Below are 19,422 nucleotides of genomic sequence, written 5' to 3'. Positions count from 1 at the left end.
ACCGGTTTGCTGGCGGGCTTGGCAGCCGGTTTGGCAGGCGCCGACTTGGCAGCGGGTTTGTCTGCTGCAGGTTTGGCGGCGGATGGCTTGGCCGCAGGCTTGCTCGCCACGGGCTTGGCTGGAGCCTTTGCCGCAGCCGGCTTGGCAGCCGCTTTGGGCGCCACCGGTTTAGCCGCCGCTTTCGGCGCTACCGGTTTGGCTGGTGCCTTGGCTGCAGCAGTCTTGGCCGCAACAGGTTTGCCAGCGGCCGGCTTGGCGGCAGGCTTGCTTGCCGCAGCGGGCTTGGCGGCCGGTTTGGCAGGAGCCTTCTTCGCCGGCGCCTTGGCAGCAGCCGGTTTCTTCGCGGCAGCCGGCTTGCTGGCCGGTTTGGCTGCGGGAGCTGCGGCCTTGGCCTCGCGCCCATCGAGCGCCTTGGCAGCGGCTTCCTTCACCTTGCCGACGCCCTGCGCCAGCTTCAGGCTTTCCTGCGCGTCACGCTTGAGCTGGGCGATGTAGCCGCGGGTTTCGCTCTGGCGAGCCTTGAGGGTATCGAGCAGCTCTTCCAGCTCGGCTACCACGTCCTTGGCCTTGGCTTGCGCCTTGGTCTTGCCGGCAACGGCGGCGTCTTGCAACTTGCCGCGCGCCTTGTGCAGTTTTTCCTGTGCCTTGCCGCGTTGCTTTTCCAGCTTGGCGAGCAGTTTCTCGGCATCGACGAGCGCTTGCGAGCAGGCATTTTCCAGATGCTCGAGCAGGCTGGCAGACAGTTGGTGCAGCAGATGCAGGGGGGTACTGATGGTCTTCTTCTTGGCCGACATGGCGCGCCTCCAGGCGGATGTGGATGCGCCCATACTAGACGCAGGCGAGAAGGCTCGCCATAGGCCTTTTGGCAAGCAGAGCGCGGGCACTGCCCGCCTGGCATAATCGCCGGCATATTCACCGGGAGACATCGTCATGAGCCGCGCCGTACTAGCCGCCCTTGCTATCTGCTGCAGCCTGAGCGCGCAGGCCGACCAGCACCAGCAGGATCTGGCCTACAGCCTCGGCGTACGCCTTGGCGAGCGCCTGCATGAAGAGGTACCCGACCTGCCGCTGGGCGAACTGCTCGAAGGCTTGCGCCAGGCTTACGAGGGCAAGCCTCTGCGGCTCGATGCCGCGCGCATCGAGCAGCTGCTCGATGAACACGAAGCCCGTATCGACGCCTCGCCTCAACGTCATGACAAGGCCATCGAATCCGAGCAGCGCTTTCTCGCCGGGGAAAGTCGTCGCCCCAACGTGCGGGAGCTGGGCAATGGCGTGCTGGTGACCGAGCTCAGCCCTGGCAGTGGCCCCAGGCCCACCGCCCGCAGCCGAGTGCAGGTGAGTTATCGCGGCGAGCTGGCCGACGGCAGTGTCTTCGACGAGAGCAGTACGCCACAGTGGTTTCGTCTGGACAGTCTGATCGCGGGCTGGCGCAGTGCGCTGCTGCAGATGCCGAAAGGCGCCCACTGGCGCCTGGTGATTCCATCGAATCAGGCTTACGGAGAAGAAGGCGCGGGAGATCTGATACCGCCCCATGCGCCCCTGGTGTTCGATCTACGCCTGCTGGACGTGACCGACTGAACGTCGATCCAAGACAGACAAGGCCCGGAGTCATCCGGGCTCGTGTGCGTCAGGCCGTCAGAGGGCTTCGGCGGCCTGCTCCTGATGGGCGTTGTGCAACACCTCGATCAGGCAGTCTTCCAGTTCGAAACGCTCGTGCAGCAGCTGCCCCAGACGGTTCAGCTCCGCCACCAACGACACGCTGTCACGGCAGTCGCCGTTGTCGCAGCGGTCATTGAAAGCCAGCGCCACCTCGGTGATGGCTTCGATGCGCGGGTAGATCTGCTTGGCCAATTCCAGACCGCGCTTGTCGTTGAATGCCTTGGCCTCGCTGGTGAGCTGCTCGTAGACCTCGAAGTGACCGGCCGATACGTAATCCACGAGGATTTCGCAGAAGCCCTGCAGGGCTTCGCCGTTGATGGCAGGCGCCTGCGGTGCTTTGCTGAGCGCCGTATAGGCCAGCACAAGCTCGCGACGCTCCCCCAGCCAGCGGTCGATCAACTGATGGACCCCACCCCAACGTTCCTGTGCGTTCTGGCAACTCTCAAGCATGATGGACCTCACTTCCCTTCTTGCTAATGCCTGTCGTACGTCCGCTCCCGAGACGTTTTTATGGCCTGCAGCCCCTTGGCGGCCACCCTCTGGGCCGTCGCTGCGCGACGATAAAAATCTATCTCGACGATTTTCTGTCAACCGGTGCTCGGTTTTGGGAAGGCAACCGCAAAACGGCGTTTTTCCGGCGGTGCGTGCGAGCCAGATTATGCCCCTGGGCAACGGCCATCAAGGCACCGCCGCGAGAAATTTCATACGAGCGTTTAATCGACAGGCCGCGAGGCCCGCGGCTCCAGGCGTTGCGCCTGATCAGTCGCGGCGCAGCAGCTGAAACAGGCAGAAACCGATCATGCCGATGAAGCCGAGCAGGCTCCATTCCGGGATGCTCATACCGAACAGCGTCCACTTCACCTCGGCACAGTCGGCGCTGCCCTGGAACACCAGACGCACGATGTCCTGCATCGGCAGGGCCTGCATCATGAATTCCAGGCTTGGCAGGCAGGCCTCGAGCTGGTCGGCCGGCACGCTCTGCAACCAGATCTGCCGACCGGCAGTGGCGGCACCGGCGCCGGCGAACAGCAGCGCCAGCAGCGCATAGATGCGCCGGCCAAGGCGAGCGGGGCCATGAATGGCGGCCAGCAGGCAGACGACGCCGAAGGCGATCACACAGATGCGCTGCAGCACGCACATCGGGCAAGGCTCGAGGCCGACGACGTGCTCAAGGTACAGGGCAGCCGCCATCAGCAGCACGCAGCCGATAAATGCCAGGAAGAACAGGGGACGCGGACTGGCCAGATGCATGACGGCTCCGGGAGGGAAATCGAGGGTCGTAACGGTAGAGGAAAGCGAGGGCGCCTTTCAAGGCGCCCCAGGCTGGGTCCATGGCTGTTCATCCGGCCGCAGCCGCCCTCCGTCTGCTGGCGCCGCCCGCTGCGGCAATCGGCCGCAACCCTTCAGGCGCTCGCGCCCTGCGGTTGCGGCAAGGGTGGCAGGCCCTGATGCAGCAGGCCGAGGCTTTCCAGCAACAGCTGATTGCTGCGCTCCAGCTCACCCAGCTGGGCCAGCAGACGCGCCAGCTCGGCACAGGTCTCGGGATGGCGTTCGAGCTTGAGACTGGTTTCGAAATAGTCGCGCGCCTTGCCCCACAGCTGGTTCTGCAGGCAGAGCCGCCCCAGGGTCAGGAGCAGGGCCGGGTCCTGCGGATGCTGCTTGAGCCAGAGCTCGGCGGTCTGCAGCTGACGCGCCGGGTCGGCGCCGCGCAGCACACCGTAGAACCGCGCGAGGCGGCTGTCGTAGCTGCGCTTGAGGGTGCTGCGCAGCACCTCCTCGGCTTCTTCCTGGGCTCCCAGACGACGCAGTTGCTCGACATAGGTGGCGACCAATTCCGGCTCCTGACGCAGGGGCGCGGAGAGCTGCTGCCAGGCCTGGGTCAGCGGCTGCAGCGCCGTTTCGCCCTGGCCCTGACCGGCAAGGCCGGCATCGGCGAGACGGCCGCGCCAGGTTTCGCGCTCCAGCTCGTCGAGTTCGGCCGCCGGCAGCGCCTTCTCCTTGCGCAGCTCGGGCAACAGACCCAGCAGAGCCGACCAGTCCTGGCGCTGCAGGTACAGGCGCTGCAGCTGACGCAGCACCAGGTGATGCCCCGGGTGGCGCTGACGCATCGCCTGCAGGGTTTCCAGCGCGGCCTCGTTGTCGCCGCGGCTGCGCTGCAGTTCGGCATGGGTGAGCGCGATGGCCAGCTCGGCCTGCGGCTGCTTGTGCAGGGCTCGCTCGAGCAACTCATCGCTCTGTTCGTGCTGCCCCAGCTTGTTCGCCGCGCGCGCGGCGCCCAGGTAATACATCAGCGGCTGGCTGTCGGCCTCGGCGGCGCGGGTCAGCTGGCGCTGGGCACGTGCCCAGCGGCCCTCGGCGAGATCCAGCAGGCCCTGTTCGGAGGCCAGACGCACGCGACGATTGCGATGCAGCCGCGACCAGGGGTTGGCCAGGCGAGTCGAGCTGAGCAGCAGGCGCAATGTCCACTTGATCAGGTAGTAGAGCACCACCACGGCCAGGACCAAACCGAGGAATGCCCACAGGCCGGACTGGTAACGAAACCCCTGGTAGGCGAACAGCACGTAGCCGTGATCCGCCTCCATGGCCAGATGGAGCAGGTAGAGGCCGGCTGCGACGGCCAGCAGTACCAGAAGCCAGAGCAGGCGTCTCATTGCGCCTCCTCGGCCGCGGCGGCCCCCTGCCGGCGCTGCGCCTGCTTGCGGTGCAGGTAGGCCTGCAGCGCGTCGAGCGAATCGCTCAGATCCGGCACCTTGACCTCGACGGTGGCGTCCGCCAGTTCGGCGAAGCGCTGGCGCAGGGCACGGCTGTCCGGGTTGTCCAGATTGAAGTGGGCATCGAGGATCTCCTCGGCCTGCTTCAGCGCCTGCCGGTACACGCCGGTCTGGCCGTGCAGGGCGGCCCACTGCGCCTGCTCCAGCGCCAGCGACAGGCTCAGCCGCACCTGCGACAGGCTCTGCCCGGACAGCAGCGGCCGCACGTTGCGGTCAGCGTCGAACTCGATGCGGAAGTATTCCGACAGTTTCTTCACCCATTCGCCCCACCAGGCGCTGCCATCGCCCTCGGCAGCCAGGTCGGAGAGCACGTCACCCTGGCCTTCGAAGGTCGGCGCCAGCGGATTGAGCGTGGCGGCCTGCTCGCGCAGCGCGCCCAGTTGCAGGAACAGACCGACGCGGTCCGGGCGCTGCGTGGTGCGCAGCGCTTCCAGGCTGCGGCTGAGCTGCTCACGGGCGGCGAATGCAGCGGGGTCGTCCTGCTCGCGCAGGATGTCGTCGGCCGTCAGCACCAGGGCCTCGGCGCTGGCGACGTCCTGCAGGGCGGACAGACGCAGGCTGGCCAGGCGCAACAGGTGCTCGGCCTCGTCCAGGCGCCAGTCCTGGCGGCTGCCGTCGAGCACCGACTCCAGGCGCTGGCTGAGGCGCTGCTGATCGGACTGCAGGTTGGCCAGCAGGCGGCGCCGTTCGTTCAGTTCGGAGGCACTGGGCAGCTCGGCGAGCCGCGCATCGAGCTGCCGGGCCAGTCCCTGAAGCTGTTTCGCGCTGTCGTCGCGCGTGCGCTGCAGGGCCTCGGTCTGCTGCTGATCCCTGCTCTGCATCTGCTGCAATTGCCAGAGGCTCCAGCCGCCGGCACCAGCGCCGGCCAGGCCGATCAGCAGAGCGAACGCGGCAAGCCCGGTCGCGGCGCCATTGCGCGCTGGCTTCACGGGCGGGGTCGGGGTGGTGTTCACGGCCTCGCTGGCCGGTTTTTCTTCTGGCGTTTGCGGGGTGGCTGCTTCGCTCACGTATCCGTCCTTTTAGAGGGCGGCAGCCGGAAACTGCTCCAGGGCTGCCAGCAAGGCCGCGGCACTGGCGCCGCGACAGTCCACAACGATCTGCGCACCCGCAGCGCGTGCCTGTTCGGCGACACGCGGGCTGGGTACGAACAAGGGTAGCCGAGCCAACGCCGGCCAGTCATCGCCAGCGAGCTGCAGCAGATGCTCGAAACCCTGTCCACTGCTGACCACCAGGCCGTTCAGGCGTTCCGCCTGCACGCGCCGGCTCAGTTCGCCCGCCGGGTATGACGGCAGCACGCGGCGATACAGTGGCAGATAGTCGACGCTCGCACCTTGGCCGCGCAAGCATTGGCCGAGGAATTCTCGGCCACCCTCGCCGCGCAGGATCAGCACCTGCGGCGCGGACTCGGCGGCCAGGGCGCTCTGCAGGGCCGGCAGCGCAAGCAGGGCTTCGCTGTCGTCGCCGCGCTCGGGGTAGTGGACAGGCAGGCCATGCTCGGTGAGCAGCGCTGCCGTGGCGGCCCCGACGGCGAACCAGGGCTGACCGGTCAGCGGCTCGGCGCGGTGACCAACCAGCAGCGCCAGGCCGAGGCGCGCAGCAGGTTTGCTGACCACGATCACCGCGCAGTAGCGTTGCAGTTCGGCGAAGGCGATGCGCTGCTCGGCCGTCTCGGGCAGCGGTTCGATACCCAGCAAGGGCATGCAGCTGCCGGCGATGCCGTGTTCTGCCAGCGTTTGCGCCAGCGCCGCACAGTCCTCGGCAGGACGCGTCAGCAACAGGCGCCAGGTGCTCAAGGGTGGCCGGCCTCGCCATAGACGGCCTTGAGAATGGCCTCGGCGCCCTGCGCCAGCAGCGCCTCGGCCACCCGCACCCCCAGGGCTTCGGCGTCGCTGCTGGCGGCGCGATCTTCTGCGCGCAGCAACAGGCCGCCGTCGGGTTGGCCGACCAGGCCGCGCAGCCACAGCTGATCGTTCTCCAGCAGCGCGTAGCAGGCGATGGGCACCTGGCAGCCGCCATTGAGGCGCTTGTTCAATGCACGCTCGGCGGTCACCCGCAGCGCGGTTTCGCGGTGATGCAGCGGCGCCAGCAGCGCGTGAATCTCGGCGTCGGCGCTTCGGCACTCGATGCCGACGGCGCCCTGGCCACCGGCCGGCAGGCTGTCCTCGGCGCTGATCGAGCTGCGGATACGGTCCTGGAAGCCGAGGCGGATCAGACCGGCGGCGGCAAGGATGATGGCGTCGTACTCGCCGGCATCGAGCTTGGCCAGGCGGGTGTTGACGTTGCCGCGCAGGAAGTGGATTTTCAGATCGGGCCGGCGGGCCAGCAGCTGGGCCTGGCGACGCAGGCTGGAGGTGCCCACCACGCTGCCGGCCGGCAAGGCGTCGAGGCTGGCATAGGTGTTGGAAACGAAGGCGTCGCGCGGGTCCTCGCGCTCGCAGATGCAGTACAGGCCCAGGCCTTCGGGAAAGTCCATCGGCACGTCCTTCATCGAATGCACGGCGATGTCGGCCTCGTTCTCCAGCAGCGCGGTTTCCAGTTCCTTGACGAACAGGCCCTTGCCGCCGATCTTCGCCAGCGGTGCATCGAGCAGCTTGTCGCCGCGACTGACCATGGGCACCAGACTCACCAGCAGACCGGGGTGGGCCTGTTCGAGGCGGGCTTTGACATATTCGGCCTGCCACAGGGCCAGGGCGCTCTTACGGGTGGCGATGCGGATTTCGCGGGGCATGATGGGGCAATTCCAGAAAACGATTGCCGCGAATCATAACAGGCTCGCCAGGCGCCAGTGGCGGGAGGCGGCCATAGGCCGCAGCTACAGCGACTGCATCAGCTTGCGCACGCCGGCCACATGGCGCCGGCTGACCACCAGCGAGTCGCCGTCCAGGCCTTTCAGGAACAGCTGGAAATGCCCCAGCGGCGTACGCTGCAGGCGCTCGATGCGCTCACGGGCAACCAGTGCATTGCGGTGGATGCGTACGAAGCGGTCGCCGAACTCGTCCTCCAGCGCCTTGAGCGGCTCGTCGAGCAGCACTTCGCCGCCCTCGTGGCGCAACGTCACGTACTTGTGATCGGCGATGAAGTAGACCACGTGATCCAGCGGGACCAGCTCGATGCCCTTGCGCGTGCGGGCGCTGATGTGGGTCCGCGGGCCGCCGCCACTTTCCGCCGCCGGGCGGGTCAATGCCGCCAGCTGCACGCGGTTGGGCCGCTCGGCCTTCTTCAGCGCCTCGCTGAGATTCTCCGCCCGCACCGGCTTGACCAGATAGCCGACCGCGCTGACCTGGAAAGCCTCCAGGGCGAATTCATCGTGAGCCGTGCAGAAGATCACCGCCGGCGGTGCTTCGCGCTCGCAGAGTCTGGCAGCGACCTGCAGACCATCCAGACCGGGCATGCGGATATCCAGCAGGACCACATCCGGCTTGAGGCTATCGATCAGGGTCAGAGCTTCCTCGCCATTGCTGGCGGCGGGCTCCAGGACCCGGTAACCCTCGAGCTCACCGACCATGCGGCTCAGGCGCTCGCGGGCTAGGGGTTCGTCATCGACGATCAGGACATTCATATTGCTCTGGCTTCCTGCGTGAGTCTCGCACAAGGATAGCGTAGACAGCTGTAATGACGGCCGTCACGGCGCTCCACGCTGAGACTCGCGCGCGGCCCGAAAAGTGCCGCCAGACGCGCATCTATATTGCTCAGCGCTTGTTGCGTTCCCCGTGACGGATGCTGCTCGCCCCGCTCTTCATACGGATTGCTGACACACAAGCTGAACACACCATTTTGGTAATCCGCTTCGACTCGCACCAGGCCACCTTCGATGCGTGGCTGGATGCCGTAGATCAGCGCATTCTCCAACAGCGGCTGGAGGGTCAATTGGGGGATCGGCAGATCCTCCGGCACACCTTCGACCTCCCATTGCAACTGTAGACGCTCGCCGAGCCGATAGTGCTCAATCGATAGATATCGTTTCGCCAGCTCCAGTTCCTCCTTCCAGGGCACCAGCGTGCCGGGCTTGGCCAGACTGGCGCGAAACAGATCGGACAGATCCAGCACCGCCTGCTCGGCCTTGTGCGGATCGAGCGTGACCAGGCTGGCGATGCTGTTGAGGCTGTTGAACAGGAAATGCGGACGGATGCGCGCCTGCAGCGATTCGATGCGCGCGCGCAATTCGGCCTGTTCCTGCCTGCGCCATTGGCTCTGCAGATAGAAATAGCGTAGCAGCAGTGCGGACATGATCAGGCCGATCAGCGCGTGACGCAGGTAGAGATTGACCTCGCCACTGCGCGGCAACGGTCCGCCCAGGTCGTAGTAGTCCGCCACGGCCGTGCAGCCCAGGGTCAGCAGCACCACCAGGGCGCAGCACAGCCCTCCGGCGATTGCCGGGCGCAGGCGCGCCAGCAGCGGGCGCAGGCGGCACAGCACGGCCGCCGACAGCAGCACGATCCACTGCACGAACAGCGAGGTCAGGGCCAGACGCACCCAGTCGAAGCCCGGCGTCATCGGTTGGGCGAGCACCAGCACCAGCACCAGCAGTTCGGCCAGCAGCACCATGCTCAGCAGCGCTTCGGGCTGGCACAGTTCCGGGACGAAGAACTCGTCGGCAGGGTCGTTGTGTTTGTTCTTGGCAAGCGATTGAGTGTGCATCGGCGAAGTTTCCGTGTCGCCCGGCAAGCCGGCAAGCCAGACGGCTCCAGCCGGGCAAAATAAAGCACCGAAATGCCGCCGTCGCGACAAAACTGTGAAGCAGCCGACAACCCCGATGCCTGCCCGGCGGCAAACGCGGCGCGGCGAAAGGAGCGCCGACCCTGTTATTATCGACGCACTTTGTCCGCCATGCCGGCCGCCGATGCGGTCTGCCCGATCCAGAGCCCGAACCATGAGCAGCGAAAAAACCAACCAATCCTGGGGCGGCCGCTTCAGCGAGCCCGTCGACGCCTTCGTCGCCCGCTTCACCGCCTCGGTCGAATTCGACAAGCGCCTGTATCGCCACGACATCATGGGCTCCATCGCCCACGCCAGCATGCTGGCCAAGGTCGGCGTGCTCACCGATGCCGAGCGCGACGCCATCGAAGGCGGCCTCAAGCAGATCCAGGGCGAGATCGAAGCCGGCCAGTTCGACTGGCGCGTGGACCTGGAAGACGTGCACATGAACATCGAGGCACGCCTGACCGACCGCATCGGCGTCACCGGCAAGAAGCTGCATACCGGCCGCTCGCGCAACGACCAGGTGGCCACCGACATCCGCCTGTGGCTGCGCGACGAGATCGACGTCATCCTCGCCGAGATCACCCGCCTGCAGCAGGGCCTGCTGGGTCTGGCCGAGGCCGAAGCGGACACCATCATGCCCGGCTTCACCCATCTGCAGACTGCCCAGCCGGTGACCTTCGGCCATCACCTGCTGGCCTGGTTCGAGATGCTCTCGCGTGATTACGAGCGCCTGGTGGACTGCCGCAAGCGCACCAACCGCATGCCCCTGGGCAGCGCCGCGCTGGCCGGCACCACCTACCCGATCCAGCGCGAGATCACCGCCGAACTGCTGGGCTTCGACGCCGTGGGCGGCAACTCCCTGGACGGCGTGTCGGATCGCGACTTCGCCATCGAATTCTGCGCCGCCGCCTCGCTGGCGATGATGCACCTGTCGCGCTTCTCCGAAGAGCTGGTGCTGTGGACCAGCGCGCAGTTCCAGTTCATCGACCTGCCCGATCGCTTCTGCACCGGCAGCTCGATCATGCCGCAGAAGAAGAACCCGGACGTGCCCGAGCTGGTGCGCGGCAAAACCGGCCGCGTGTTCGGCGCCCTGACCGGCCTGCTGACCCTGATGAAGGGCCAGCCGCTGGCCTACAATAAGGACAACCAGGAAGACAAGGAACCGCTGTTCGACGCCGCCGACACCCTGCGCGACAGCCTGCGCGCCTTTGCCGACATGGTCCCGGCGATCAAGCCCAAGCGCGAGATCATGCGCGAGGCGGCGCTGCGCGGCTTCTCCACCGCCACCGACCTGGCCGACTACCTGGTGCGCAAGGGCCTGCCGTTCCGCGACTGCCACGAGATCGTCGGCCATGCGGTCAAGTACGGCGTACAGAGCGGCAAGGACCTGGCCGAGATGAGCCTGGACGAGCTGCGCCAGTTCAGCGACCAGATCGATGACGACGTGTTCGCCGTACTGACCCTGGAAGGCTCGGTCGGCGCCCGCGACCATATCGGCGGCACCGCACCGAACCAGGTACGCGCCGCGGTGGCACGCGGCCGCGAACTTCTCGCCGCGCGCTGAGGTCGCAGGCAGGGGCGGCATTCGGCCGCCCCGCCAATCGACCAGGAGGCTACATGCGTCATGCGTTGTTTTTGGGGCTGCTGGCCCTCTCGGTTCCGATGGCCCTCGCCAGCGAAGGCGACTACTGGCAGGTGCAGACCAGCGTCTACACCCGCCACTACCACCCCGAGCCGGACCACAACAACCATCAGCGCCTGATCGGCCTGGAGCGCGGCTACGCCTCTGGCAACCTGTGGGGCGGCGCCGTCTTCCGCAATTCCTTCGACCAGAATTCGCAGTACGCCTACCTGGGGCGTCGCTTCGACAGCGAACGCCATCCCTTCTACGCCAAGCTGACCGGCGGGCTGCTGCACGGATACCGCGGCGAATACCGCGACAAGATTCCCCTCAATCGCCTCGGCGTGGCGCCGGCCATCATTCCCTCGCTCGGCGTGCACGGCCACGGCCTGGCCGCCGAACTGGTACTGCTGGGCAATGCCGCGCTGATGGTCAATGTCGGCCTGCGCCTGTAGCGCATCAACACGGAAAACCGCCATGAGCGAACACGACGACAACGACGAAGACTTCGCCGAAGCCACGCTGATCCAGGCCATCGAGAATCAGCTGGAAAGTGGCGAACCTGCCGCCGCCAAGGCGGTGTACAACAAGCTGACGCTGGTCGGCTATGAGCGCGAGGAGATTCTCGAGCTGATGGCGCTGGTGCTGGCTCACGAGGTCGACGCCATGCTGCGCGAGGACCGTCCCTTCGATGGCGCCTGGTACGAGCAGGCCCTGCGCGCGCTGCCAGAACTGCCGCCAGAGGAGCAGAGCGACGATCAATAGGCGCCCGCTCGCCGGGCAAGCCCCGGCACATCCTCTACACTGAGCGAAGGCCATAACAACAAGCCGGAGTCGCCATGAAGTCATTCACTGCCGAACTGATCGACGAGCTGGAAATCCTCGCCCTGTACAATCTGGATAACCATCAGGAAGGGTTGAAGGTGCACAACAACGCCTCGTTCAAGGCCCAGGGCGCCATCACCCGCCTGTACGAGAAGGGCCTGGTCAGCCAGGCCGACGGCGGCTACCTGACCAGCCTGGGCATCGATGCCGCTGAACATGCGCAAGCCCTGCTGACCATCCTCTCGACCCGCCAGACCACCCCTGCTTAATCCGCAACGCCCGTCGGCCGCCCTTAAAGGGACAGGTTCGGCGGGCGATATAGCGTCACAGGCACTGCACTGGCGAGCACGCCGCTGATAGGCTTGCATCATCCCCAGCAGAGTTCGAACATGACGCGCACCCTGGAAATCCGCCCGGACATCGACGACGGCATCGACCGCAAGGTGCTGACGCAGCTGCGCGCGCGTTTTCTCAAGATCAACCAGGGTCGCCTGCAGCGCACCATGCTGGGCCTCTCCAGCCGCCAGCAGCTGGTGCTCAAGCTGTTGCCGTTGCTGCTGCACGTCAACCATCCGCTGCTGCCGGGTTACGTCTCCGCCGCCACACCCGCCGGCCTGAGCGGTTTCGAGCCGGATGACGAGGTGCTCGCCGAGGTCCAGCGCCTGACACGCTCCTTCGTCTACAAGCCACGCCGCGGTCAGGGCAGCGCCCCGCTGCATGGTCTGTTCCTGATGGGCAGCCTGGGCACCGTGGCCCAGGCCGAGCAGAGCGACATGGACCTGTGGCTGTGCCACAGCCCCACCCTCACCGCGCAGCAGCTGCAGGAGCTGCGCAAGAAGAGCGACCTGCTGGAAAGCTGGGCCGCCACCCAGGGCGCCGAGGTGCACGTCTTTCTCGTCGATCCGCAGCGCTTCACCCAGGGCGCGCGCGAGGCGCAACTGACCTCGGACGACTGCGGCACGACCCAGCACTACCTGCTGCTCGACGAGTTCTACCGCACGGCCATCTGGCTCGGCGGCCGCACGCCGCTGTGGTGGCTGGTGCCGGTATACGAAGAACCGCGCTACCACGATTACTGCCGCACCCTGCTGAGCAAGCGCTTCGTGCGCGCCGAGGACGTGCTCGACCTGGGCCACCTGGCGCACATCCCCCCCGATGAGTTCATCGGCGCCGGCATGTGGCAGCTGTACAAGGGCATCGAGTCGCCCTACAAGTCGGTGCTCAAGCTGCTGCTCACCGAGGTGTACGCCAGCGAGCACCCCAGGGTCGAGTGCCTGTCGCTGCGCTTCAAGCAGGCGGTGTTCGAAGGCCGTCTCGACCTCGACGAGCTGGACCCGTACGTCGTGGTCTACCGACGCCTCGAAGAATATCTGAGCGCCCGCGGCGACCTCGAGCGCCTGGAGCTGGTACGTCGCTGCCTGTATTTGAAGGTGAACAAGAAGATCAGCCGGCCGCCGACTCGCGGCCGCGCCAAGAGCTGGCAGCGCCTGCTGCTCGAGCGCCTGACCGCCGAGTGGGGCTGGAACACGCGCCAGCTCAACCTGCTCGACAGTCGCAGCCAGTGGAAGGTGCGCCAGGTCGCCGCCGAGCGTCGCGTGCTGGTCAACGAGCTGACCTACAGCTATCGCTTTCTCTCCCAGTTCGCCCGTAGCGCCCAGGCTGGCAGTTCGCTGAACAACCGCGATCTCAATGTGCTGGGTCGACGCCTGTATGCCGCCTTCGAGCGCAAGGCCGGTAAGGTCGAATTCATCAACCCGGGCATCGCCCCCGATCTGGCCGAGGACATCCTGACGCTCGTCCAGCACCCCAGCCCGGAAGCGCCCAACGATTATCAGTGGGCGCTGTTCACCGGCAGCCTGGGCGCCCAGGAGTGGCCCGATTTCGCACCGCTCAAACGCACGCGCGAACTGGTCGAGCTGCTCGCCTGGTGCCACCGCAACGGGGTCATCGACGCCGCCACCCGGCTGTCGCTGCACCCGGGCAGCAGCGATCTGACCGACTTCGAGCTGTCCAACCTGATTACCAGCCTGCAGCACAGCTTTCCCCTGCCGCAACCCGGCGTCGAGGAGGCGGCTCTTTTGCGCGCCAGCGTTCCCAGCCAGGTATTGTTGCTGGTCAACGTCGGCGTCGACCCGCTGCCGCAGCACAGCCAGATGAATGTGCACATGACCACCGGACGCACCGATGCCCTGGGCTATTCGGGCGTGCGCGAGAACCTGGTGCTGACCCTGGATCAGGTGGTGCTCAACAGCTGGAACGAATTGCAGGTCAGCCGCTACGACGGCAGCGATGCCCTGCTCGACTGCCTGTGCGATCTGCTCAACAGTCTGCCGCCAGGTGGCCCGCAGCCGGGCGTTCAGGTGCGCTGCTACTGCCGCAACCGTGCGCCCGCCATCGCCGAGCGGGTCGAGGAACTGCTGCGCGACCTGCTCGCCACCTATGCCGAAGGCCGCCAGGCGCGCTACCTGGTGCAGGTGCGCCAGCATTACCACGTGCTGCAGCTGACGCCGGGCCAGGTCAGCCATGCCGCCCTAGGCGACCTGCCGGCCCTGCTCGAACACCTGGGGGCCGAGCAGGAGCTCTACAGCCCGCTGCACCTGGATCGCCATGCGCTGGAGGGCGACGATCTGGCGCTGATCCTGCCCATGGGGCGGCCGCAGTGCATCCAGCTGTTCTACCGCCAGCACGAGACCAGCGGCGAAGCCGAGCTGACCCTGCTCGACGAGAACAATGCCCTGTGGCGCCGCCGCCTGCCGTTTCGCGACGAACAGAGCCTGCTGACGCCGCTGCAACGCTTCCTGCAATCGCTGCAGTACCGACGCAACGCCATGCTGCCGCTCGACAGCAGCGACAACCAGGCGCCGCTGGAAATTCTCTACTACCAGTTGCTGCCAGCCGCGCCGCTGCGCGCCCAGCGCCTGGAGCGCAGGCCGGCACCGCAGGCGCAGGTCAGCCATCCGTTCTACGACGTGCAGGCCATCATCGAGCCGGGCGACGGACGCCAGCGCCATGTCACCCTGTACTGCAACCACCGCGAGTTCTCCGAGCTGGAGTACGGGCGCGAGCTGTATCGCGCCGTGGCCCAGCACATCCTGGCCCAGCGCGCCGGCGGCGAACGCTACCCCTGCTACATCACCGACCTCGATCTCTCTGCCGTGCTCGCCGGGCAACAGGCGCAGACCGTGCACTACCTGCGCTACAAGAGCGAACTGGAAGATGCCCTCAATGCGGCGCTGCAGCAGGCCTAGCCGACGTCACCCTGCTAGCCGCGCATCGGCGACTGCGGATTGTTCAGTGCGAAGAGATAACAGCCGCCCATGCTGTGATTGTCGGCAACCCCTGCGTAACTGGCGGTGAAGGTCACCGCCAGGCCGAGATGCTGATAGAGCCAGCCATCGCTGTCCGCCGGTGGTACCTCCGGCACCAGGTCGCTGTCGTTGACCAGCCGATAGGTGGGCACGGCCAGCGCGTTGTAGTAGTTGGCGAACGCCGGCGAGGCCAGCCGCGGGCTGGCGAAGTTGTAGTGCTGCAGCGCCAGAAAGGGCCAGCGTCGCCGCAGATCCGGCACCGCCAGGCTGCTCAGCGCACAGCCCAGGCTGTGGCCGCAGACCCAGAGCATGCCCTGTGGCTGCAGCTGTTCCAGCGCCAGCAACGCCTGGTCGCGCAGGGACGCATACAGCTTGAGGAAACCGTCGTGCACCAGGCCACCACCGGCCTGCCAGGGGTAGGCGCGCTGATCCAGGTCGAGGTCGTCGAGCCAGTCCTGCACCGACTCGGTACCGCGGAACACCAGATAGCAGTCGCCCTGCGCATCGCGCGCGGCGAAGCCGAACGGCTCCGACTCGTCGAGCACGTACCACTCGCTGAGGATGCTCCAGATCGGTGCGGACAGCTGCCAGCCGGCCTGCTGAGGCGGCTGCCAGTGAAACTGCTGGGGCTTGCGCGGGCGCTGCTGCGCCAGCCACTGCGCGTACTGATCGTACGCGAGCACCACCAGCTCGGCACAGCGCAGGGCGCGCGCTAGCTGATAGGTGGGCGGGAAATACAGGGGCAGACTGGACATGGCGAGGCTTCCTTGCCGAAGGCTGGAAACCTCACTCTAGTCCAGACGAATCGGCGCGTCAGCGGTCGTACTCGCCTGCCGCTTCCGGCTGGTACTCGACGGCCAGCAGGGTCAGCTTGAGCTGCTTGCCGCCGGGCGCCGGCCAGTCGATGTGCTGACCGACCGACAGGCCGAGCAGCGCACTGCCCACCGGCGCAAGAATGCTCACCGTCCCCTCGCCCCCGGCGTCCTGCGGGTAGACCAGGGTCAGGTGATAGTCCTTACCGCTGCTCTCTTCACGGCAGTGCACGCGCGAATTCATGGTCACCAGGCCGGCGGGCACCTCGTCGAGGCCCACCACCTCGGCGCGATCCAGCTCGGCCTGCAGCGCGGCCGCGCCGGGGCCGAACTCATCCAGACTGTCGAGCAGACGCTCCAGACGCTGCAGATCGAGACGGGTAATGGTGATGGCAGGTGCATTGTTCATGATGCCGGGCGGACTCCTTGCGTGAGGCTCAAAAAACAAAACCCCGCCCGAAGGCGGGGTTCAGCTGAATGTTGCTCCGACCCTAACACAGCCGGACAAATAAACAAGACCGCTCGGTCAGGGGGGCGACCGGCGCTGACGCAGACGCTGTTCGGCCGCCGCGGCGATCTGCCGGCGCCGTGCGTTGTCGGCCGCGCCCCAATCGAGAATCTCCTGCAGGGTGCGGCCGCAGCCCAGGCACTGGTCGTGCTCGTCCAGGCAACACTGGCGGCGGCACGGCGACTCCAGCGGCCTGTCGGCAGAATCAGAGCTCATCGAACTCCAGCTCGGCACCGGACTGTTCCAGCGTGATGCGCACCAGCATCTCGCCCAGCTGCTCGTCGCTGCTGTCGCAGATCCAGCGCCCTTCGGCCTCGTCGTAATCGAAGTGGTAGCCCCCCGAGCGCGCCGCCAGCCACAGCTGACGGATCGGCTCCTGGCGGCTGAAAATCAGTTGGCTGCCGTTGTCGAAGCGCACCGTGAGTACGCCGGCGCTGTTCTCCAGATCGACGTCCAGACCGCTGTCGTCAAAGATGTCCTCCACCGCCTGCTGGGTGGCATCGACCAGATCGTGGAAGCGGGCTTCGCTCAGGCTCATCGGGTTGTCCTCACAAGGTGCAGCGACTGCAGAAAAATTAGGCGAAAACGCCAGACCGGACTAACCAGCCTAGCCAAGAAGGTGGCGACGGTACTCGCCCGGGCTCCCTCCCGTCCAGCGACGAAACGCCCGCGCCAGCGAACCTGGCTCGCTGAAACCGACCAGAAAGGCGATTTCGGCCAGCTCCAGCGCCGGGTCGCGCAGGTAGTGCAGCACCAGTTGCTGGCGGGTTTCGTCCACCAGCTGGCTGAACGACAGCCCCGCCTCGCGCAGACGCCGCTGCAGGGTACGTGGGCTTAGCGCCAGGGCGCTGGCGATCGTCTCCAGATCCGGTCCCCGCTCGGGCAGTTGTCGCGCCAGCTCCAGGCGCGCCCGGTCGAGCACGCTGTGGCCCTGGTTCAGCTCGGCGAGCAGGCGTTCGGCATAGGCGTCGAGCATGCGACGCACCTGGGCATCGGCCTGCCCCAGCGGCGCGGCCAGCAGACGCTTGGGAAACACCAGGGCGTTGTCAGCCTGATCGAACAGCACCGGACAGCGAAAGATCCGCGCGTGCTCGGAGGTATCGGCCGGCGCCGAATGCTGAAAACGCACTTCGGTCGGTGCGATGTCCAGCCCGCTGATCCAGCGCCCGAAGCTGACCCAGCCGGCCAGCGTCTCCTCGCTCAGCTGGCGCTGCTGCTGCGCCAGCAAGGGTTGCCAGGTGTGCGCCACCTGCGCCTCGCACCCCGGGCGCGGCGGTTCGTCGTCGAGCCCGACCAGGCCCAGATTGCCCACCAGCGAGGCATAGCGCGCCTGCCGGTGCAGTGCGTCGGCCAGCGTCGCGCAACTCATGATCAGGTAGCCGAGCACGCCGTAGTAGCCAGGGCGCACCGACTCGCCCAGATGCAGCCCGAGACAGTCGTCCGCGCTGTAGCGCACCGCTTCGCCGAGCAGCGTCAGGTAGGCGCTGGCGGCGATACGCTGGTCACGCTGGGTCAGCACGTCCGGGGTCAGCTGGGCGTGGGCGAGCAGCGCCGCAGGGGCTACGCCCTGGCGCTGCAGGTGATCGACCAGGCCCTGCAGGTAAGCCACCGAGACCGAACCGGCCAGCGTCGTGGGATTTTCCATCGAGCCTCCTGGGTGTTGGCGAAATGCTAACCCAAGCCGGCGCAAATGCCGCGCGAGGTCGCGTCAGGCCAAGGCGCCAATTGGGCCAGCGCCCCGCCGGGCGGGCGCCGGGCGCATAGGCAAGGTGACGGGGGGTCGGTATACTCGGGCGCAATTCACGCTTATTCAAGGACCGTCCCATGAAGCGACTGACCCTCGCGCTCCTCGCCGCCGTCTGCCTGCTGGCCGGCTGCGGTCAGAAAGGCCCGCTGTATCTGCCGGGCGACGAAAACGCCGGTAACAGCCGAGACCGTTTCGAACTCTGAAGGAGCACCCCATGGAAGCCTTTACCTACCGCGACGGCGAGCTGTTCGCGGAAGGTGTCGCCTTGTCCGCGCTGGCCCAGCGCTTCGGCACACCCACCTACGTCTACTCGCGCGCCCATATCGAGGCGCAGTACCGCGCCTATGCCGATGCCCTGTCCGGCATGCCGCATCTGGTCTGCTTCGCGGTCAAGGCCAACTCCAACCTTGGCGTGCTGAACGTCCTGGCCCGCCTCGGCGCCGGCTTCGACATCGTCTCCAGCGGTGAGCTGGAGCGCGTGCTGGCCGCCGGTGGCGAGCCGAGCCGCATCGTCTTCTCCGGCGTCGGCAAGAGCCGCGACGACATGCGCCGCGCCCTCGAAGTGGGCGTGCACTGCTTCAACGTCGAGTCCAGCGTCGAGCTGGAGCGCCTGCAGAAGGTTGCCGCCGAACTGGGTCTGAAGGCGCCGGTGTCGCTGCGGGTCAACCCGGACGTGGACGCCGGCACCCACCCGTACATTTCCACCGGCCTCAAGGAAAACAAGTTCGGCATCGACATCGAGCAGGCCGAGGCGGTCTACGCCCGCGCCGCCGAGCTGCCGAACCTGGAGGTGGTCGGCGTCGACTGCCATATCGGCTCGCAGCTGACCACCCTCGAACCCTTCCTCGATGCCCTGGACCGCCTGCTGCTGCTGGTCGACCGGCTGGCCGCCCGCGGCATCCACATCAGGCACCTGGACCTGGGCGGCGGCCTCGGCGTGCAGTATCGCGACGAACAGCCGCCGCTGGCCGGCGATTACATCGCCGCCGTGCGCAAACGCCTGGCAGGCCGCGATCTGGCCCTGGTGTTCGAACCGGGCCGCTTCATCGTGGCCAATGCCGGCGTGCTGCTGACCCAGGTGGAATACCTCAAGCACACCGAGCACAAGGACTTCGCCATCATCGATGCGGCGATGAACGACCTGATCCGCCCGGCCTTGTACCAGGCCTGGATGGACGTTTCGCCGGTGCAGCCGCGTGACGGCGAAGCGCGCCACTACGACCTGGTCGGGCCGATCTGCGAGACCGGCGACTTCCTGGCCAAGGACCGCCAGCTGGTGCTGGAAGAAGGCGACCTGCTGGCCGTGCGTTCGGCCGGCGCCTACGGTTTCGTCATGAGCTCCAACTACAACACCCGCGGCCGCGCCGCCGAGGTGCTGGTGGACGGCGAACAGGCTTATGAAGTGCGTCGCCGCGAGACCGTCCAAGAGCTCTACGCCGGCGAAAGCCTGCTGCCGGCCTGAGGGCGACG

The 19,422-nt window shown here is 66.8% G+C and carries 22 protein-coding genes; 8 read left to right on the top strand and 14 right to left on the bottom strand.

Features of this window, described 5'->3' with window-relative positions; translation table 11 throughout:
* On the bottom strand, positions 1-794 hold a 794-nt coding region (locus N7333_RS06185), incomplete at its 3' end, for an AlgP family protein (RefSeq protein WP_279858581.1).
* 136 nt (positions 795-930) lie between these two features.
* On the opposite strand from N7333_RS06185, the gene N7333_RS06180 reads away from it, so the two are divergent.
* Positions 931-1,578 (top strand): FKBP-type peptidyl-prolyl cis-trans isomerase, encoded by a 648-nt coding sequence (locus N7333_RS06180; RefSeq protein WP_129482008.1) that lies wholly within the window; start codon positions 931-933, stop codon positions 1,576-1,578.
* 57 nt (positions 1,579-1,635) lie between these two features.
* Here the strand turns inward: N7333_RS06180 and rsd are convergent, their stop codons facing one another.
* From rsd to N7333_RS06140, 8 genes are all read right to left on the bottom strand, one after another.
* Complete coding sequence (rsd, locus tag N7333_RS06175) at positions 1,636-2,109, bottom strand: sigma D regulator (protein ID WP_129482009.1); 474 nt, start codon at positions 2,107-2,109, stop codon at positions 1,636-1,638.
* Between the two features lie 309 nt (positions 2,110-2,418).
* Positions 2,419-2,910 (bottom strand): disulfide bond formation protein B, encoded by a 492-nt coding sequence (locus N7333_RS06170; RefSeq protein ID WP_003242404.1) that lies wholly within the window; start codon positions 2,908-2,910, stop codon positions 2,419-2,421.
* 152 nt (positions 2,911-3,062) lie between these two features.
* Positions 3,063-4,310 (bottom strand): heme biosynthesis HemY N-terminal domain-containing protein, encoded by a 1,248-nt coding sequence (locus N7333_RS06165; protein ID WP_254298903.1) that lies wholly within the window; start codon positions 4,308-4,310, stop codon positions 3,063-3,065.
* Positions 4,307-5,437 (bottom strand): uroporphyrinogen-III C-methyltransferase, encoded by a 1,131-nt coding sequence (locus N7333_RS06160; RefSeq protein ID WP_254298901.1) that lies wholly within the window; start codon positions 5,435-5,437, stop codon positions 4,307-4,309. Before N7333_RS06160 ends, N7333_RS06165 begins: the two co-directional genes overlap by 4 nt.
* Before the next feature lie 12 nt (positions 5,438-5,449).
* Positions 5,450-6,223 (bottom strand): uroporphyrinogen-III synthase, encoded by a 774-nt coding sequence (locus N7333_RS06155; RefSeq protein ID WP_279858580.1) that lies wholly within the window; start codon positions 6,221-6,223, stop codon positions 5,450-5,452.
* Positions 6,220-7,161, bottom strand: a complete 942-nt coding sequence (gene hemC, locus N7333_RS06150; RefSeq protein ID WP_254300240.1) for a hydroxymethylbilane synthase — start codon at positions 7,159-7,161, stop codon at positions 6,220-6,222. The genes N7333_RS06155 and hemC overlap by 4 nt, the downstream gene beginning before the upstream one ends.
* Before the next feature lie 81 nt (positions 7,162-7,242).
* Positions 7,243-7,989 carry a LytTR family DNA-binding domain-containing protein gene (locus N7333_RS06145; RefSeq protein WP_003242397.1) on the bottom strand — a complete coding sequence of 249 codons (747 nt, stop codon included), beginning with the start codon at positions 7,987-7,989 and terminating at the stop codon, positions 7,243-7,245.
* On the bottom strand, positions 7,986-9,068 hold the full coding sequence (locus tag N7333_RS06140) for a sensor histidine kinase (RefSeq protein ID WP_011920567.1): 1,083 nt from the start codon (positions 9,066-9,068) through the stop codon (positions 7,986-7,988). The genes N7333_RS06145 and N7333_RS06140 overlap by 4 nt, the downstream gene beginning before the upstream one ends.
* A gap of 232 nt (positions 9,069-9,300) precedes the next feature.
* Between N7333_RS06140 and argH the strand changes: the two genes are divergently transcribed.
* From argH to N7333_RS06115, 5 genes are all read left to right on the top strand, one after another.
* Positions 9,301-10,695 (top strand): argininosuccinate lyase, encoded by a 1,395-nt coding sequence (gene argH, locus N7333_RS06135; RefSeq protein WP_129482014.1) that lies wholly within the window; start codon positions 9,301-9,303, stop codon positions 10,693-10,695.
* Positions 10,696-10,748: 53 nt separating this feature from the next.
* Positions 10,749-11,207: a sn-glycerol-3-phosphate transporter gene (locus N7333_RS06130; RefSeq protein WP_129482015.1), complete on the top strand. Its 459-nt coding sequence runs from the start codon at positions 10,749-10,751 to the stop codon at positions 11,205-11,207.
* Positions 11,208-11,229: 22 nt separating this feature from the next.
* Positions 11,230-11,517, top strand: coding sequence for a hypothetical protein (locus tag N7333_RS06125; RefSeq protein ID WP_003242393.1), 288 nt, complete (start codon positions 11,230-11,232; stop codon positions 11,515-11,517).
* Positions 11,518-11,591: 74 nt separating this feature from the next.
* Entirely contained in the window at positions 11,592-11,846 is a 255-nt protein-coding gene (locus N7333_RS06120; protein ID WP_003242392.1) for a TIGR02647 family protein, read from the top strand.
* A gap of 120 nt (positions 11,847-11,966) precedes the next feature.
* Positions 11,967-14,825, top strand: coding sequence for a class I adenylate cyclase (locus N7333_RS06115; protein ID WP_011920564.1), 2,859 nt, complete (start codon positions 11,967-11,969; stop codon positions 14,823-14,825).
* A 14-nt stretch (positions 14,826-14,839) separates the two neighbouring features.
* Here N7333_RS06115 and N7333_RS06110 read toward each other — a convergent pair whose 3' ends face one another.
* The 5 genes from N7333_RS06110 to N7333_RS06090 form a co-directional block, all read right to left on the bottom strand.
* Complete coding sequence (locus tag N7333_RS06110) at positions 14,840-15,640, bottom strand: lipase family protein (RefSeq protein WP_129482016.1); 801 nt, start codon at positions 15,638-15,640, stop codon at positions 14,840-14,842.
* Between the two features lie 58 nt (positions 15,641-15,698).
* A complete protein-coding gene (rnk, locus tag N7333_RS06105) occupies positions 15,699-16,106 on the bottom strand; it encodes a nucleoside diphosphate kinase regulator (RefSeq protein WP_003242388.1) in 408 nt (135 codons plus the stop codon).
* 117 nt (positions 16,107-16,223) lie between these two features.
* Positions 16,224-16,421, bottom strand: a complete 198-nt coding sequence (locus N7333_RS06100; RefSeq protein ID WP_129482017.1) for a DUF1289 domain-containing protein — start codon at positions 16,419-16,421, stop codon at positions 16,224-16,226.
* Entirely contained in the window at positions 16,411-16,743 is a 333-nt protein-coding gene (gene cyaY, locus N7333_RS06095; RefSeq protein ID WP_003242383.1) for an iron donor protein CyaY, read from the bottom strand. Before cyaY ends, N7333_RS06100 begins: the two co-directional genes overlap by 11 nt.
* A gap of 69 nt (positions 16,744-16,812) precedes the next feature.
* The gene (locus N7333_RS06090) at positions 16,813-17,850 is read right to left on the bottom strand and encodes an AraC family transcriptional regulator (RefSeq protein WP_129482018.1); all 1,038 of its coding nucleotides are present in this window, start codon (positions 17,848-17,850) and stop codon (positions 16,813-16,815) included.
* Positions 17,851-18,029: 179 nt separating this feature from the next.
* On the opposite strand from N7333_RS06090, the gene N7333_RS06085 reads away from it, so the two are divergent.
* Positions 18,030-18,155, top strand: a complete 126-nt coding sequence (locus N7333_RS06085; RefSeq protein WP_003242379.1) for a lipoprotein — start codon at positions 18,030-18,032, stop codon at positions 18,153-18,155.
* 11 nt (positions 18,156-18,166) lie between these two features.
* Positions 18,167-19,414, top strand: a complete 1,248-nt coding sequence (gene lysA / locus N7333_RS06080) for a diaminopimelate decarboxylase (protein WP_129482019.1) — start codon at positions 18,167-18,169, stop codon at positions 19,412-19,414.
* Positions 19,415-19,422 lie beyond the last annotated feature (8 nt).

This window comes from Pseudomonas sp. GD04158 (assembly GCF_029834875.1).
Lineage (GTDB): Bacteria > Pseudomonadota > Gammaproteobacteria > Pseudomonadales > Pseudomonadaceae > Aquipseudomonas > Aquipseudomonas hydrolytica.
This window is presented reverse-complemented; position numbering and strand designations above follow the sequence as displayed.

Excerpts from the sequence above, each read along its gene's own strand:
- N7333_RS06180 (WP_129482008.1), top strand. The coding sequence starts at position 931 with ATGAGCCGCGCCGTACTAGCCGCCCTTGCTATCTGCTGCAGCCTGAGC.
- rsd (WP_129482009.1), bottom strand. The coding sequence starts at position 2,109 with ATGCTTGAGAGTTGCCAGAACGCACAGGAACGTTGGGGTGGGGTCCAT.
- N7333_RS06170 (WP_003242404.1), bottom strand. The coding sequence starts at position 2,910 with ATGCATCTGGCCAGTCCGCGTCCCCTGTTCTTCCTGGCATTTATCGGC.
- N7333_RS06165 (WP_254298903.1), bottom strand. The coding sequence starts at position 4,310 with ATGAGACGCCTGCTCTGGCTTCTGGTACTGCTGGCCGTCGCAGCCGGC.
- N7333_RS06145 (WP_003242397.1), bottom strand. The coding sequence starts at position 7,989 with ATGAATGTCCTGATCGTCGATGACGAACCCCTAGCCCGCGAGCGCCTG.
- N7333_RS06140 (WP_011920567.1), bottom strand. The coding sequence starts at position 9,068 with ATGCACACTCAATCGCTTGCCAAGAACAAACACAACGACCCTGCCGAC.
- argH (WP_129482014.1), top strand. The coding sequence starts at position 9,301 with ATGAGCAGCGAAAAAACCAACCAATCCTGGGGCGGCCGCTTCAGCGAG.
- N7333_RS06130 (WP_129482015.1), top strand. The coding sequence starts at position 10,749 with ATGCGTCATGCGTTGTTTTTGGGGCTGCTGGCCCTCTCGGTTCCGATG.
- N7333_RS06125 (WP_003242393.1), top strand. The coding sequence starts at position 11,230 with ATGAGCGAACACGACGACAACGACGAAGACTTCGCCGAAGCCACGCTG.
- N7333_RS06120 (WP_003242392.1), top strand. The coding sequence starts at position 11,592 with ATGAAGTCATTCACTGCCGAACTGATCGACGAGCTGGAAATCCTCGCC.
- N7333_RS06115 (WP_011920564.1), top strand. The coding sequence starts at position 11,967 with ATGACGCGCACCCTGGAAATCCGCCCGGACATCGACGACGGCATCGAC.
- N7333_RS06110 (WP_129482016.1), bottom strand. The coding sequence starts at position 15,640 with ATGTCCAGTCTGCCCCTGTATTTCCCGCCCACCTATCAGCTAGCGCGC.
- rnk (WP_003242388.1), bottom strand. The coding sequence starts at position 16,106 with ATGAACAATGCACCTGCCATCACCATTACCCGTCTCGATCTGCAGCGT.
- N7333_RS06100 (WP_129482017.1), bottom strand. The coding sequence starts at position 16,421 with ATGAGCTCTGATTCTGCCGACAGGCCGCTGGAGTCGCCGTGCCGCCGC.
- cyaY (WP_003242383.1), bottom strand. The coding sequence starts at position 16,743 with ATGAGCCTGAGCGAAGCCCGCTTCCACGATCTGGTCGATGCCACCCAG.
- N7333_RS06090 (WP_129482018.1), bottom strand. The coding sequence starts at position 17,850 with ATGGAAAATCCCACGACGCTGGCCGGTTCGGTCTCGGTGGCTTACCTG.
- N7333_RS06085 (WP_003242379.1), top strand. The coding sequence starts at position 18,030 with ATGAAGCGACTGACCCTCGCGCTCCTCGCCGCCGTCTGCCTGCTGGCC.
- lysA (WP_129482019.1), top strand. The coding sequence starts at position 18,167 with ATGGAAGCCTTTACCTACCGCGACGGCGAGCTGTTCGCGGAAGGTGTC.